Origin of the sequence: Dactylosporangium sucinum, assembly GCF_014647515.1 — a bacterium.
GTDB lineage: Bacteria > Actinomycetota > Actinomycetes > Mycobacteriales > Micromonosporaceae > Dactylosporangium > Dactylosporangium sucinum.
Window position 1 is genome coordinate 33,564 of record NZ_BMPI01000030.1, and the last position, 13,446, is coordinate 47,009.

Sequence of the window (13,446 nt, forward strand, 5' to 3'; positions counted from 1 at the left end):
CCAGGACCCCGTTCAGGCGCTCGCCGGCTCGTCGAGGGGGAGATCGGCCGACAGGCGGGTGCCGGAGCCGGGTGGGCTCTCGACCGTCAGCCGGCCGCCCAGCGCCTCCACCCGGTCGAACAGCCCGATGAGGCCGGTGCCGTGCCGCAGGTCCGCCCCGCCGACGCCGTCGTCGCAGACCGACAGGTGCAGCGACCCGCCGTGGACCGCGGCGCCGACCTCGACGGACGTGGCCTGCGCGTACTTGGCGGCGTTCGTCAGCGCCTCGGCCACGACGTAGTAGGCGGCGATCTCGACCGGCTCGGGCAGCCGCCCGTCCAGGTGCACGTCGACCACGGCCGGCAGGCCGGAGCGGCGGGCCAGGGTGCGCAGCGCGGGTCGCAGCCCGCCCTCGGTCAGCATGGCGGGGTGCACGCCGCGGGTGAGCTCGCGCAGGTCGTCGGCCGTCCCGCGCAGCCCGTCGGCGACGGTGGACAGCTGCTGGCGCAGCTGGGGCAGCTCGCCCGGCACGATCGCCTCGGCCCGGCGGACCTCCAGCCCGAGCGAGACGAGCCGCTGCTGGACGCCGTCGTGCAGGTCGCGTTCGAGCCGCCGGCGCGCCTCGTCGCCGGCGAGCACGAGCCGCGTGCGCGACGCGACGAGGGAGGCGCTCTCCGCCAGGGTCAGCGCCTGGCGGACGACCAGCAGCAGGATGACGACGGCCACGCCGAGGATCTCGACGGTGTCCATCGGGTCGCCCCGGACGCGCTGACCGATGAACAGCACGCCGACGGCCGCGACCGGCACGTACGGCAGCAGCAGATGGCCCCAGCGGACGGGCCGGTGCACCGCCGGTGCCGACGCGTCGCTGACCGGTGTGAGCGCGGCGACGGCGACGAGCGCGTGCCCGGCGATGAACCCGGCGTCGGCCAGCGGCGAGACGGCCTGCGCGCCGGAGGACACCAGATACGCGAAGACGCTGTCGGACAGCGACAGGCAGAACAGCCCGGCGCCGAGCGGGACCAGCTGCGCCCGGTTCGCCGCGGGCGCCGAGGCGACGAGCAGGATGACGATGACGGCCAGCAGCAGGTCGGTGACGGGGTACGCGATCGCGACGGAGTACGCAAGCGGGGTGGCCGCACTGGCCCGCACCACCGACCCGAGCGCGGTGCTCCAGGTGAGCACGAACAGCGCGCCGACGACGATGAGCCCGTCGAGGACGATCACCGGCAGCCCCGGCCGCCGCCGCAGCCCGCCCGGCAGGGGCCGGTCGGCGGCCAGGACGACGACCGCCGCGAGCGCCAGGATCGGCAGGGTGAGGTAGCCGACGTCGGCCGGCGACGGGGACGGCAGCCCGATGCCGCGGTAGAGGTGGTACCACGACCAGAGGATCTGCCCGATCATCCAGCCGCCGGTGGCGGCGCCCATCCACAGCCGCCACCACCGCTGCGGGCCGGACAGCCGGCCGGCGGTGATCCAGCAGGCGAGGGTGGCGGCGAGCGCGGCGGCGAGCTGCCCGGCGTCGTCGACGAACAGCGACCACCACGGGCCGAGCACCCCGGAACTGGCAAGGCCGACGACGGCGGCCACCGCCACGGCAGCGATCGTGAGCGGGGCCGACCAGAACCTGCGCGAGGAAGGAACGAGACGAGTAATCGGTGCACCCTGACCGAAGGTGATCGGCACGACAAGCGGTCACGCTACCGCACGGCCGCGGCCGTCCGGCCGGTCTGGCCCGGGCCGTGGCGCCCGGCGGCGACGCATCACCCGCCGGTATCACCCGCCGGTCACCCGGCCGGTGTGGTCGCGGAATTTTAAGGGAACCTTACTATTTCGTGAGATTCCATTGACTGTCGCCCATTCCTTGCGAGACTCGGAGTACAGCCGACCGTCAGGAGTGTGCGACCATGCCCCACGCCCGGCGCGCCGGTCTCGCCGGCCTTGCCCTCGTCGGCGCGCTCGCGCTCGTGCCGGCCCTGACGACCGCCGGCGTCGCCAACGCCGGCGCGACCACCCTCGGGGGTGCCGACCCCAGCGTCATCAAGGTCGGCGGGCTTTACGTCGCGGCCAAGTCCGTCGACGGCGGCGTCGCGGTGCGGACCGCGGCCACCGTCGAGGGCATCGCCGCCGCGCCCAAGCGCCAGGTGTGGCAGGACGCCGGCAACCTCGGCGAGGTGTGGGCGCCGGAGATCGTGTACCACGACGGCCGCTACCACATCTACTTCTCCGCGGGCCGCAGCGCCGCCCACCGGATGTACCACATCAGCTCGGCCAGCCCGGACACCGGCTACAGTGCCGCCACCAAGGTCACCCTGCCCGGCGACAAGTGGGCCATCGACGGCGTGCCGTTCTCCTACCAGGGCCAGCGCTGGTTCGTCTGGTCCGGCTGGGCCGGCGACACCAACGTCGAGCAGAACCTCTACATCGCCCGCATGAGCAGCCCCACCGCGGCCACCGGCGGGCGGTACGTCATCTCCCAGCCGCGGGAGGCGTGGGAGCGCGCGGTCGGCGACCCGTACATCAACGAGGCGCCCGAGCCGCTGCTCGACCCGCGGGGCCAGCTGCACATCGTCTACTCCGCCAACGGCAGCTGGAGCAGCAAGTACTGCCTGGCCGAGCTGCGCCTGCGGGCCGGCGGCGACCCGACGTACGTGTGGGACTGGTACAAGAGCAACGGCTGCCTGTTCGGCTCGTACGCGCCGAACATGATGTCCGGCTGGGATCCCACGCTCTACGTCGACGGTCCGGGCCACAACTCGTTCGTCCTCGAACGAGGCGACATCGCCACCAGCCCGCCGTCGGGCAACCGCTTCCCGACCATGTACCACGCGGTCGCCAAGGGCACGCCGTACTCGTGGTCGAACCGGTACTGGTACATCGGCTCGGCCGTCTGGTGGGGCAGCGTCACCTACCGGCGCGCGAACGTGCCCGGCGCCACCTCCGACACCGGCTTCGGACTCAAGTTCTTCGAGTGACCCCGCGCAGCCCGAGGGCGGCGGCGGCCAGCCCCAGCACCACGGCGACGTAGCCGCCGACGATGCCGTTGCCCGTGCCGGGCCCGCCGTCGGCGGTGACGATGATGAGCGCGCCGACGACCACGCCCACCGCCCCCGCGGCGAGGGCGACGGTGCCGTTGCGCCGCCGGTTGCGGCGGACCAGGACGCCGGCGACCGTGCCGGCCAGGGCGATCAGGGCGCCCGCCGTCGCCACGATCCGGTCGAGCGTGAGGGAGTACGCGGCGACGGGGTCCGCGGCGAGCAGGTCGGTGATGTTCATGGCTCCATCCTGTTCGCACGGACCGGAAAGGGCGTCGTGCCGATGCGGACACTGCGCCTGCTGCGGGCGCAGCAGGCCCGGCTCCTCCGTGCGCACGAGCCGCCGGGGCCGTCGTCCGGCTATCGTGCCGCCATGGGGGACTGGCTGATCGCTGTCGGCGTCGCGGCGATCCTCGTCGTCGCCGGGCACTCCGCGGAGGGCTCCGCCGCCGGGTACGTGCTGCTCGCGGCCGGTGGGCTCGCGCTCGCCGCCCGCCGGCGGGCGCCCGTCGCCGTCCTGGTCGTCACCGGGGCGTGCGCGGTCGGCTACCAGGCGGCCGGGTTCGACGTGTTCGCCGTCGCGTACCTCGTCGCCGTCTACGGCGCGGTCCGGGCGGGGCACCGGGTCACCACGATCGTGGCGAGCGTGGTCATGCTGGCCGCGCTGCCCGTCGCGGCCATGGTCTCCGGGCTGCCGGCCGGCGAGGCGTTCGCCCGGGCGCGGGGCGTCCTGGAGATCGCCTGGCTGATCGCCGCCGGCGCCGCGGGCGAGGCGCTGCGGCAGGCCGAGCGGCGGGCCGACGAGGCCGAGCGCACGCGCGAGGAGAGCGCGCGGCGCCGGGCCGGCGAGGAGCGGCTGCACATCGCCCGCGAGCTGCACGACTCGCTCACCCAGCAGATCTCGGTGATCAAGGTGCAGGCCGAGGCGGCGGTACACCTGGCGCAGAAACGCGGCGAAGCGGTGCCGGACGCCCTGCTGGCGATCCGCGAGGCCGGCCGCGAGGCGGCCCGCGAGCTGCGCGCGACGCTGGAGGCGCTGCGCGACGACGGCGGCGGCCCGCCCTGCGGGATCGACCAGGTCGAGGACCTGGTCCGCCGGGCCAGCGCGACCCTGACGGTCGACGGGCGGCGCCCGTCCGTGCCGGTGGCGGTCGAGCGCAGCGTGTACCGCATCGTGCAGGAGTCGCTGACGAACGTGGCCCGGCACGCGGGCCCGGCGAGCGCGGCGGTCCTGATCGAGTACCGCCCCGACGCCCTGGCCGTCCAGGTCGACGACGACGGCGTCGGCGGCGTGCCGGTCCCCGGGGTGGGCCTGCAGGGCATGCGCGAGCGCGTGACGGCGCTCGGCGGACGGCTCCACGCCGGCCCGCGCGACGAGGGCGGTTTCCGCGTCCGCGCCGATCTTCCCCTCGACGGTACCGCGTGATCCGCGTCCTGCTGGTCGACGACCAGCCGCTGATCCGCAGCGGGTTTCGCGCCCTGCTCGACGCCGAGGACGACATCGAGGTGGTCGGCGAGGCGGGCGACGGCGCCGAGGGCGTGGCGCTGGCCCGTGCGCACCGCCCCGACATCGCGCTGGTCGACATCCAGATGCCGGTGGTGGACGGCATCGAGGCGACCCGCCGCATCGCGGCCGACCCGGACCTGGCCGGCATCCACGTGGTCATCCTGACGAACTACGGCCTGGACGAGTACGTCTTCAACGCCCTGCGCGCGGGCGCCGCCGGCTTCCTGGTCAAGGACATCCTCCCGGAGGACTTCCTGCACGCGATCCGCGTGGCGGCCCGCGGCGACGCCCTGCTGGCCCCGTCGATCACCCGCAAGCTGATCGACCGCTACGTGGCCCGCCCGCTCCCGTCGGCCCCGAAGGCGCTGTCCCGCCTGACGACCCGCGAACGCGAGGCCGTCGCGCTGGCCGCCGAGGGCCTGTCGAACGACGAGATCGCCGGGCGGATGGTGATCAGCCCGGTGACGGCGAAGACCCACCTGAACCGCGCGATGACCAAGCTGCACGCCCGCGACCGCGCCCAGCTGGTGGTGATCGCCTACGAGTCCGGCCTGGTGACCCCGTGACGCCGCTCATCTCGTGCCGCGGAACGCCTCGAGTCCCGTCCGCCATGCGGCGTCGAGGTCGGCATGGGGCGGGAACCGCTGGTTCAGCTCGAGGATGATCATCCCGTGCGCGAAGGCCCAGACGGCCCGCGCCAGCTCGACGTTGCCGCCGGTCGCGTCGAGGAGCGGCCGCGCGGCGGCCTCCTCGACGCCGGGAGCGAGCAGGTCGCGGCGCAGGGGCCGTTCGGTCATCAGCCGGTACAGGTTCGGCTGGCGGCGGGCGAAGTCACGGTACGCCCCGGCGAGGGCGGCCACCGGATCGTCGGACCGGTGGACGGCCTCGGCGAACAGCGCGGCCTGCTCCTCGAAGCCCACGGAGATCATCGCCGCCTCCAGCGCCGGCTTGTCGCGCAGGTGCTCGTAGATCGAGGATGCGCGCATCCCGAGCTCGGCGCCCAGGCGACGCATCGACAGCGCGTCGGGGCCTTCCCGTTCGAGCAGCTCGCGCGCCGTGCGCACGATCTGCAGGGCCCGCGGACCGAGTCCGCTCAGCGCCTGGGGCACGGTCGGCCCTCGATGCATCTCGATCGTCCTTCCCCGATCTTTCCCCGACCTTCCGAACGGTGTTAGGGTGCGAGCCTAACACCGTTCGGGAAAGGTTGTGCCGATGCCTGTCCGTCCACCCTCCGTCGCCGGCGACGGACGGGTTCGTGAGCGAGCCGCCCGGACCCTCCTCGTCATCGCCGCGCTCGGCGCGGTCGGCGCCGTTGCCGGCGCCATCGGCGCCGTCGCGGACGCCGGGCCCGCCACCCGCATGGTCGAGACCTGGCGCATGCTCGGCTTCGGCGTCTTCGCCGGCATCTTCCTGCTGCTGGCCTACCGTCCCCGGCTCTACGCCGGCATCTGGGAGCTCTCCATCCTGAACAAGCTCGGCCTGAGCCTTGCCGCGCTGTCGTTCGGCAGCGGCACCGCCGGTGCCGGCACCGCGCTGGTCGCCGACGGCGCGATCACGCTCCTGCTGGTCGCCGCGTACGTGCTCGGCCGCGGCTGGACGGCGTGGTCGGCCGCACGGCTGGCGTGACCCGGCTATTGCATCAAATCGGTTTGATGTAATCTGCCACCGTGACCGCACCCGCGTTCCTCACCGCGGCCGGGCATCCGTTGCGGTGGCGGCTGCTCGGCGAGCTGGCCCGCAGCGACCTCGCCGTGCACGAGCTGACCGCGCGGGTCGGGCAGCCGCAGAACCTCGTCTCCTATCACCTGCGCAAGCTGCGCGACGCCGGCCTCGTCACCGCGCGGCGCAGCAGCGCCGACGGGCGCGACACCTACTACGCGCTCGACCTCGCCCGCTGCGCGGACCTGCTCGCCGGGGCCGGGGCAGCGCTGCACCCCGGGTTGCGGCTGCGGGCGCCCGAGCCGCCGCCGGACCCGAGCCGCGCCCGGGTGCTGTTCCTCTGCACCGGGAACAGCGCGCGGTCGCAGATGGCGGAGGCGCTGCTGCGGCATCGCACCGGCGGCACCGTCGAGGCCCACAGCGCGGGAAGCCGACCCAAGGCCGTCCATCCGCACGCCGTCGCCACCATGGCGGCCCGGGGCATCGACCTCGCCGGGGCGCGGGCCAAGCATCTCGACGAGTTCGCCGGTCAGCGGTTCGACCGGGTCATCACGCTGTGCGACCGGGTCAAGGAGGTCTGCCCGGAGTTCCCCGGCCACCCCCGGCCGGTCCACTGGAGCATTCCCGAGCCGGTCGAGCCGGCCGCGTTCGCCCGCGTGGCGGACGAGCTGACCGGACGGATCGCCTTCCTGCTGCACACCTTCGTCCCGGAGGGGTCGTCATGACCGGCGCGGCGCCGTCGCTGGGGACCGTCCTGCGGGAGTGGGGACGGATCGGGTGCGTCGGCTTCGGCGGGCCGCCCGCGCACATCGCGCTGCTGCGCAAGCTCTGCGTCGACGACCGCAAGTGGATCGACGCGCAGGAGTTCGAGGACGCGATCGCCGCCTGCAACCTGCTGCCCGGGCCGGCCTCCACCCAGCTGGCGATCTTCTGCGCGTGGCGGGTCCGCGGCCGGGTCGGCGCCCTCGTCGGCGGTGCGGCGTTCATCGTGCCCGGGCTGGTCGCCATCCTCGCGCTCGCCGCGCTGTTCCTGGGTGACCCGCCGGTGTGGGTCAAGGCCGCCGGGGCGGGCGCGGGCGCGGCCGTGGCGGCGGTGGCCCTCCAGGCGGGCACCAGCCTGGTGCCCGCCGCCTGGAAGCGGGCACCCGCCAAGGTGCGGTGGGCGCTGTATCTCGGCCTCGGCGCGGTGGCCGCCGCGACCGTCGGGCCATGGCTGGTCCTGCTGCTCGTCGCGTGCGGCGTGGCGGAGATCGTCGCGCAGCGCGTGCCCGCGCCGGGCCGCCGGCGGGTGCCCGCCCTGCCGCTGCTGGCCGTGGGCGGGCTCGGCGGCGGGGTGCTCCTGCCGCTGGCGTGGGTCGCGTTGAAGGTCGGCGCCCTCTCGTACGGCGGCGGGTTCGTCATCATCCCGATCATGCAGGCCGATGCCGTCGACAACCATCACTGGATGACCGGGGAGCAGTTCCTCAACGCCGTCGCCCTGGGGCAGATCACGCCCGGCCCGGTCGTGCACACCGTGGCCGTGGTCGGGTATGCGGCGGCCGGGCTGGGCGGCGGGCTGCTCGCGGCCGCGATCGCGTTCAGCCCGTCGTTCGCGTTCATCCTGTTCGGTGCGCACCGGTTCGACCGGCTGCGCGCGGCGCCGGCCGTCCGCGCCTTCCTGGACGGCGCGGCGCCGGCCGCGATCGGCGCCATCCTCGGCTCGGCCGTGCCGCTGATCCGGGAGCTGACCGAGCCGTGGCAGTATGCGGTGCTCGCCGGTGCGGCCGTGCTCGCCCTGGCCCTGCGCCGCGGCCCGGTGCTCACCCTGCTGTCCGCGGGCGCCGCGGGCGTCGTCATCGTCCTGGCGGGTGGGTCGCTGCCGCACTAAGGCCAGGACGACACCCCGGCCGGGCGGCGCAGAAACGGCACCGCAGGGATCGCCGGCGCCGTTTGAGCGGGTCCGGGGCCGGGCAGCGGATCCGGATCAACGTTCGAGGAGGTTGTCATGCCTGCGCGCAAGGACATGCCCAGCACGATCCAGCGGTCGCCGAAGGAGGCGCAGGACACCTACGTCAAGGCCCACAACGCCGCGGTCAAGGAGTACGGCGAGGGGCAGCGCGCCAGCCGCACGGCCTACGCCGCGCTCAAGCACTCGTTCGAGAGGACAGGAGATCACTGGGAACCGAAGGCCGGGAAGGGACCGAGCGACGCCAGAGCCGCCGGTGGCCGCGGCACGAAGGCGAAGACCGCCGGCGGGGTCGACGCCAATGCCAGCAAGCAGCACCTGATGGATCTGGCGAAGGGGCTCGACGTCAGCGGCCGCAGCCATATGACGAAGGCCGAGCTCGTCGCCGCGATCCAGAAGGCCAACGCCGCGAGCACCCGCCGGGCGCGGAGCAAGCGGAACACGTAGCGGCGGCACCGGGCCACGGCCCCACCTTCCGGCCGGAGGTCGCCCGCCCGTACCTGGTCGCCGCCCACCGCCCCGCCGGCTGACGCCTCGGCGCCCGGCGCTCCATGATCAAGGGAAGCATTTGGCTGCCCCGACAGCCAGAAGCCTCCCTTGATCGTGGAGCGCCCCGGTGAAGGACCGGGCGGGCGCGCGGAGGCGGTGTCGCCGCAGGCCGCATATCCGGGACGCGCCCGGGTAGCACGGCCGGCGGCACGACGCAGACGCGACGGAGGGTGCGATGACGCCGCAGGCGGTGCTGAGCCCGTTGACCCGGACGGCGCTGTTCCTGGTGGTGACGATCGACCCCGGCGGCGAGCCCCGGGCCCGGGCGCTGCTGGCCGAGCTGGCGGGGCTGCAGCGGGCGGTCGGCTTCCGGTCCCAGGAGGGCCGGCTGAGCTGCGTCGCCGGCATCGGGTCCGACGCGTGGGACCGGCTGTTCGCCGGGCCACGGCCGGCCGGGCTGCACCCGTTCCGGGAGCTGGCCGGGCCGGTGCACCGGGCCGTCGGCACGCCGGGCGACCTGCTGTTCCACATCCGGGCGCAGCGGCCCGACCTGTGCTTCGCGCTCGGCACCGAGATCATGCATCGCCTGCGTGAGGTGACGACCGTCCGCGACGAGGTGCACGGGTTCAAGAACTTCGACATGCGTGACCTGCTCGGCTTCGTCGACGGCACCGAGAACCCGGTCGGGCCGGTCGCGGACGCGGCCGTGCTCGTCGGCGACGAGGACCCGGGGTTCGCCGGCGGCAGCTACGTCGTCGTGCAGAAGTACCTGCACGACCTGGCGGCCTGGAACGCCCTGCCGATCGAGGCCCAGCAGGACGCGATCGGCCGCACCAAGCTCTCCGACGTCGAGCTCGACGACGCGGTCAAGCCGGCCGACTCGCACGTGGCGATGACGACGGTCGTCGACGCCGACGGCACCGAGCACCGGATCCTGCGCGACAACATGCCGTTCGGCGAGGTCGGTCGCGGCGAGTTCGGCACCTACTTCATCGGCTACGCCCGCACCCCGGCCGTCACCGAGCGGATGCTGGAGCGGATGTTCCTGGGTGTGCCGCCGGCCCGGCACGACCGCATCCTCGACTTCTCCACCGCGGTGACCGGCACGCTGTTCTTCGCCCCGAGCGCCGACTTCCTTGCCGACCTTCCGGCGCCGGCCGCGCCGGCTTGACCCGGACGGCGCCAGGCCGCACGCTGCAAGGGTGACGGGAGGCCACGTGCGGGCACTGCTCGCAGTGCTGCTCGCCTTCCTGACCGGACTGCCGACGTCATCACCACCGCAGCAGGCCGTCCAGGCATCCGGTCAGGCATCCGGTCAGGCATCCGGTCAGGCCCCCGGTCACGGCGTCGCCGCCGCCTCGCCCTTCGTCGTGGCCACCCCGGCCCACGAGCTGCGGCTGGTCGTCAAGAGCACGCCGTCCTGGCCGGGCGCCGCCTCCGCCGGGTGGGCCACCACCGGGCCCAGCGGCGCCGCAGCCGCGCCGGGCCCCGGCTGGTTCGCGCCGGCCGACGCGCCACCGGCGCACCTCGTCGCAACGTACGCCCTCGCGAACAGGGGTCGGGCACCGCCGCTCGCCGGCCGGCCACCCGTGTCCTAGACCCTTCACAACCCAAAAGCGAGGAAACCACTGTGTCGCGCGCCCTACTGGTGCGCGCCGCGCTCGTGCTCGTCGTGCTGATGCTCGCCGGGTGGCTCGTCGCCACCCGGCCGGCTCGGCTCGGCCTCGACCTGCGCGGCGGCACCCAGATAGTCCTGGAAACACGTGACGGTGAGCATGCCAACGCCACCGCGAAGACCACCGACGAGGCGCTGGAGATCCTGCGGCGCCGCGTCGACGAGCTCGGGCTCACCGAGCCGACCCTGACCCGGTCCGGCGACCGGCGGATCATCGTCGAGCTGCCGGGCGTCGACGACCCGCAGCGGGCCGTCGAGGTGATCGGCCGGACGGCCGAGCTGACGTTCCGGCCCGTGCTCGGCATCGACGACGGAACGGCGACGCAGGACCTGGTCCTGCCGGACGAGGACGGCCGGGCCCGGCTCCGGCTCGGACCGGCCGCCGTGGCCGGGAGCCAGATCGAGGCGGCCCGGGCGGTCGCCGGGCAGCTCGGCGGATGGAACGTCAACGTCACCTTCCGCGACGCGGGCGTGGGGGCCTGGGCCGGGCTCACCGGCACCGCCGCCTGCTCGCCGGCGGGCGACCCGCGCCGCCGGGTCGCGATCGTCCTCGACGACCAGGTGATCCTGTCGCCGCAGGTGGAATCGACGGCGCGGTGCGACGTCGGGTACACCGACGGCCGGACCACCATCACCGGCCGGTTCAGCGCCGCCGAGGCGAAGGACCTGGCGGTGCTCATCCGCGCCGGCGCGCTGCCGGTGCCGGTCGAGGTGATCGAGCAGCGGACGGTCGGCCCGACGCTGGGCCGGCAGGCGATCGAGGCGAGCGCGCAGGCGGCCGTCGCCGGCGTGGCCGCGACCGTGCTGTTCATCGTGGCGGTCTACCGGCTCGCGGGCGGGCTCGCCGCGGTGTCGCTCGTCGCCTACGGGCTGGTCTCGTACGGCGCGCTGCTGGCGCTCGGGGCCACGCTCACGCTGCCCGGCCTGGCCGGGTTCGTGCTGGCGATCGGCATGGCCGTCGACGCCAACGTGCTGGTGTTCGAGCGGGCCCGCGAGGAGTACGCCCGCGGGCGGCCGCTGGGCGCCGCGGTCCGCGGCGGGTTCTCCGGCGCCTGGTCGGCGATCGTGGACTCGAACGTCACCACGCTGCTCGCCGCCGGGCTGCTGTTCTTCCTCGCGTCCGGGCCGGTGCGGGGCTTCGGCGTGACGCTGAGCGTCGGCGTGCTGGCGTCGCTGTTCACGGCGCTGGTGCTGACCCGGGTGCTCACCGACCTCACCTTCCGGGGCAGCCGCCCCGGCCGGTGGAGCGGGATCGCCCACGTGGGCTGGGTGCGGCGCACGCTGGAGCGGCGCAACCCGGACCTGATGGGACGGCGGCGGCGCTGGCTGGCGATCTCGGCGATCGCCGTCGCGCTCGCGGTGAGCGGCATCGCCGTGCGGGGGCTGAACTTCGGCGTCGAGTTCACCGGTGGGCGGCTCGTGCAGTACACCGTGAGCTCCCAGATCTCCGTGGAGCAGGCGCGGACCGCGGTCGCCGCCGCCGGGCTGCCGCGGGCGGTGGTCAACGAGGCGAGCGGGGGCGCGCTGAGCGTGCGCGCCGGAGGCTTCGACGACGCGGCCGAGGCCAGGGTACGGGCGGCGCTGGCGCAGTCCGGCGCGGGCACCGTCGAGCGGCAGCGCGACGAGCGGATCGGCCCGAGCCTCGGCACCGAGCTGCGGCGCAAGGCGGTCGTCGCGCTCGCCGTGGCGCTCGGCGCCCAGCTGGCGTACCTCGCCCTGCGGTTCCGCTGGCAGTGGGGCGCCGCGGCGGTGCTGGCGATGGCGCACGACGTGCTCGTGCTCATCGGCGTGTTCGCCTGGCTGGGCAAGCCGGTCGACGGGGTGTTCCTCGCCGCGCTGCTCACCGTCATCGGGTACTCGGTCAACGACTCGGTGGTGGTCTTCGACCGGATCCGGGAGCTGGTCCGCGCCGCTCGCGGCAAACGCCTTCCGCTCGCCGCGGTGGCGAACACCGCGTGCCTGCAGACCGTGCCGCGCACGGTGAACACCGGCCTCGGCGCGGTGTTCGTCCTCACGGCGCTCGCCCTGCGCGGCGGCGACTCGCTGGTCGACTTCGCGACGGCCCTGCTGGTCGGGATCCTCGTCGGCACGTACTCGTCGGTGTTCCTCGCCACGCCGCTCGCGGTGGGCTTCTCGCAGGGACCTCGGCGACCAAAGCGCCGGCGGTAGGCGCCCGGCCGGTCGCCGTCACCGTGCGGGCCGTGTCGCGCATCGACAGCGGCACGGCCCGCACCGCACGTGCGTGCTCGTGCGCGCCGTCGCGGCGGGTAGGGTGATCATCTGACGCAGGCCTCGCGCTGGCGCGGCGCGTACTCACCCCGCAGGATCGCCGCGCGCAGCCGGCCGAGGACGTCGCTCATGACGGGCGGTGGCCCTTCTTGGCCAGCTGGACCAGCTCGTAGACCCGGGTCCGCAGGTCGGCGAACTGCTGCGACGAGCGGGTCTGCAGCTGGTCGCGCTCGTCGGGCAGGTCGATCCGGACGTCCTCGAGGATGACCGTCGGCCGGTTCGACAGCACCAGGACCCGCTGGCCGAGGTACACCGACTCGTCGATGTCGTGCGTGACGAACAGGACGGTGACGCCGAGCTGCTGCCACAGCTTGCGGACCAGGTCCTCGAGGTCGGCCCGGGTCTGGGCGTCCACGGCGGCGAACGGCTCGTCCATGAGCAGCACGCTCGGCTCGTAGGCCACCGCGCGGGCGATCGCGACGCGCTGCTGCATGCCGCCGGAGAGCTGCCACGGGTGGGCGTCGGCGTTCTCCAGCAGGCCCACGGCGGCGAGGGCGGCGTCGACCTTCGCCGTCCGCTCGGCGCGGCCCAGGCCCTTCTCCCTGAGCGGCAGCTCGACGTTCCTGCGCACGGTCAGCCAGGGGAAGAGGCTGCGGCCGTACTCCTGGAACACCACGGCCATGCCGGGCGGCGGGCCGGTGACGGCGGTACCGTCGAGGGTGATCCGGCCGCCGGACCCGTCGAGCAGGCCGGCGATGCAGCGCAGCAGCGTGGTCTTGCCGGCGCCGGACGGGCCGACGATGCAGACCAGCTCGCCCTTGCCGATCCGGAAGGTCAGGTCGCGCACGGCCTCCACGCTGCGGCCGTGGCCGGTGTAGGTCTTGGCCAGGCCGTCGACGTCGAGCGCGACGGCAGCTCCGGTTTCCAT

General features: G+C 74.5%; 14 protein-coding genes. 10 read left to right on the forward strand and 4 right to left on the reverse strand.

The window, feature by feature from the left end:
* Positions 1-12: 12 nt before the first annotated feature.
* Positions 13-1,575 carry a sensor histidine kinase gene (locus tag IEZ31_RS56910; protein ID WP_229835914.1) on the reverse strand — a complete coding sequence of 521 codons (1,563 nt, stop codon included), beginning with the start codon at positions 1,573-1,575 and terminating at the stop codon, positions 13-15.
* Between the two features lie 311 nt (positions 1,576-1,886).
* Here IEZ31_RS56910 and IEZ31_RS28145 point away from each other — a divergent pair, with 311 nt between their 5' ends.
* Complete coding sequence (locus IEZ31_RS28145; protein ID WP_190253011.1) at positions 1,887-2,954, forward strand: glycoside hydrolase family 43 protein; 1,068 nt, start codon at positions 1,887-1,889, stop codon at positions 2,952-2,954.
* Here IEZ31_RS28145 and IEZ31_RS28150 read toward each other — a convergent pair.
* Positions 2,938-3,255: a DUF6223 family protein gene (locus tag IEZ31_RS28150; protein WP_190253012.1), complete on the reverse strand. Its 318-nt coding sequence runs from the start codon at positions 3,253-3,255 to the stop codon at positions 2,938-2,940. The two genes, IEZ31_RS28145 and IEZ31_RS28150, sit on opposite strands and share 17 nt — an antisense overlap.
* A gap of 42 nt (positions 3,256-3,297) precedes the next feature.
* Here IEZ31_RS28150 and IEZ31_RS28155 point away from each other — a divergent pair, with 42 nt between their 5' ends.
* Together IEZ31_RS28155 and IEZ31_RS28160 are read left to right on the forward strand one after the other, a co-directional pair.
* Positions 3,298-4,440 (forward strand): sensor histidine kinase, encoded by a 1,143-nt coding sequence (locus tag IEZ31_RS28155; protein ID WP_229835915.1) that lies wholly within the window; start codon positions 3,298-3,300, stop codon positions 4,438-4,440.
* Complete coding sequence (locus IEZ31_RS28160; protein ID WP_190253013.1) at positions 4,437-5,087, forward strand: response regulator; 651 nt, start codon at positions 4,437-4,439, stop codon at positions 5,085-5,087. The genes IEZ31_RS28155 and IEZ31_RS28160 overlap by 4 nt, the downstream gene beginning before the upstream one ends.
* A gap of 6 nt (positions 5,088-5,093) precedes the next feature.
* Here IEZ31_RS28160 and IEZ31_RS28165 read toward each other — a convergent pair whose 3' ends face one another.
* Positions 5,094-5,648, reverse strand: a complete 555-nt coding sequence (locus IEZ31_RS28165) for a TetR/AcrR family transcriptional regulator (protein ID WP_190253014.1) — start codon at positions 5,646-5,648, stop codon at positions 5,094-5,096.
* A gap of 85 nt (positions 5,649-5,733) precedes the next feature.
* Here IEZ31_RS28165 and IEZ31_RS28170 point away from each other — a divergent pair, with 85 nt between their 5' ends.
* The 7 genes from IEZ31_RS28170 to secD all read left to right on the forward strand — a co-directional run bounded on the left by IEZ31_RS28170 (position 5,734) and on the right by secD (position 12,458).
* Positions 5,734-6,147, forward strand: coding sequence for a hypothetical protein (locus IEZ31_RS28170; protein WP_190253015.1), 414 nt, complete (start codon positions 5,734-5,736; stop codon positions 6,145-6,147).
* A 41-nt stretch (positions 6,148-6,188) separates the two neighbouring features.
* Positions 6,189-6,905 carry a metalloregulator ArsR/SmtB family transcription factor gene (locus tag IEZ31_RS28175; protein ID WP_190253016.1) on the forward strand — a complete coding sequence of 239 codons (717 nt, stop codon included), beginning with the start codon at positions 6,189-6,191 and terminating at the stop codon, positions 6,903-6,905.
* Positions 6,902-8,047 carry a chromate efflux transporter gene (chrA, locus tag IEZ31_RS28180; protein WP_190253017.1) on the forward strand — a complete coding sequence of 382 codons (1,146 nt, stop codon included), beginning with the start codon at positions 6,902-6,904 and terminating at the stop codon, positions 8,045-8,047. Before IEZ31_RS28175 ends, chrA begins: the two co-directional genes overlap by 4 nt.
* Before the next feature lie 117 nt (positions 8,048-8,164).
* Positions 8,165-8,572, forward strand: coding sequence for a ChaB family protein (locus tag IEZ31_RS28185; protein ID WP_190253018.1), 408 nt, complete (start codon positions 8,165-8,167; stop codon positions 8,570-8,572).
* Positions 8,573-8,849: 277 nt separating this feature from the next.
* Positions 8,850-9,785, forward strand: a complete 936-nt coding sequence (locus IEZ31_RS28190; RefSeq protein WP_190253019.1) for a Dyp-type peroxidase — start codon at positions 8,850-8,852, stop codon at positions 9,783-9,785.
* 31 nt (positions 9,786-9,816) lie between these two features.
* Positions 9,817-10,212 (forward strand): hypothetical protein, encoded by a 396-nt coding sequence (locus tag IEZ31_RS28195; RefSeq protein WP_190253020.1) that lies wholly within the window; start codon positions 9,817-9,819, stop codon positions 10,210-10,212.
* Between the two features lie 32 nt (positions 10,213-10,244).
* Entirely contained in the window at positions 10,245-12,458 is a 2,214-nt protein-coding gene (secD, locus tag IEZ31_RS28200; RefSeq protein WP_190253021.1) for a protein translocase subunit SecD, read from the forward strand.
* A gap of 187 nt (positions 12,459-12,645) precedes the next feature.
* Here the strand turns inward: secD and IEZ31_RS28205 are convergent, their stop codons facing one another.
* Positions 12,646-13,446: an ABC transporter ATP-binding protein gene (locus IEZ31_RS28205; RefSeq protein ID WP_190253022.1), complete on the reverse strand. Its 801-nt coding sequence runs from the start codon at positions 13,444-13,446 to the stop codon at positions 12,646-12,648.

Excerpts from the sequence above, each read along its gene's own strand:
- IEZ31_RS28155 (WP_229835915.1), top strand. The coding sequence starts at position 3,298 with ATGCGGACACTGCGCCTGCTGCGGGCGCAGCAGGCCCGGCTCCTCCGT.
- IEZ31_RS28185 (WP_190253018.1), top strand. The coding sequence starts at position 8,165 with ATGCCTGCGCGCAAGGACATGCCCAGCACGATCCAGCGGTCGCCGAAG.
- IEZ31_RS28165 (WP_190253014.1), bottom strand. The coding sequence starts at position 5,648 with ATGCATCGAGGGCCGACCGTGCCCCAGGCGCTGAGCGGACTCGGTCCG.
- IEZ31_RS28145 (WP_190253011.1), top strand. The coding sequence starts at position 1,887 with ATGCCCCACGCCCGGCGCGCCGGTCTCGCCGGCCTTGCCCTCGTCGGC.
- IEZ31_RS28150 (WP_190253012.1), bottom strand. The coding sequence starts at position 3,255 with ATGAACATCACCGACCTGCTCGCCGCGGACCCCGTCGCCGCGTACTCC.
- IEZ31_RS28170 (WP_190253015.1), top strand. The coding sequence starts at position 5,734 with ATGCCTGTCCGTCCACCCTCCGTCGCCGGCGACGGACGGGTTCGTGAG.
- chrA (WP_190253017.1), top strand. The coding sequence starts at position 6,902 with ATGACCGGCGCGGCGCCGTCGCTGGGGACCGTCCTGCGGGAGTGGGGA.
- IEZ31_RS28205 (WP_190253022.1), bottom strand. The coding sequence starts at position 13,446 with ATGGAAACCGGAGCTGCCGTCGCGCTCGACGTCGACGGCCTGGCCAAG.
- IEZ31_RS28190 (WP_190253019.1), top strand. The coding sequence starts at position 8,850 with ATGACGCCGCAGGCGGTGCTGAGCCCGTTGACCCGGACGGCGCTGTTC.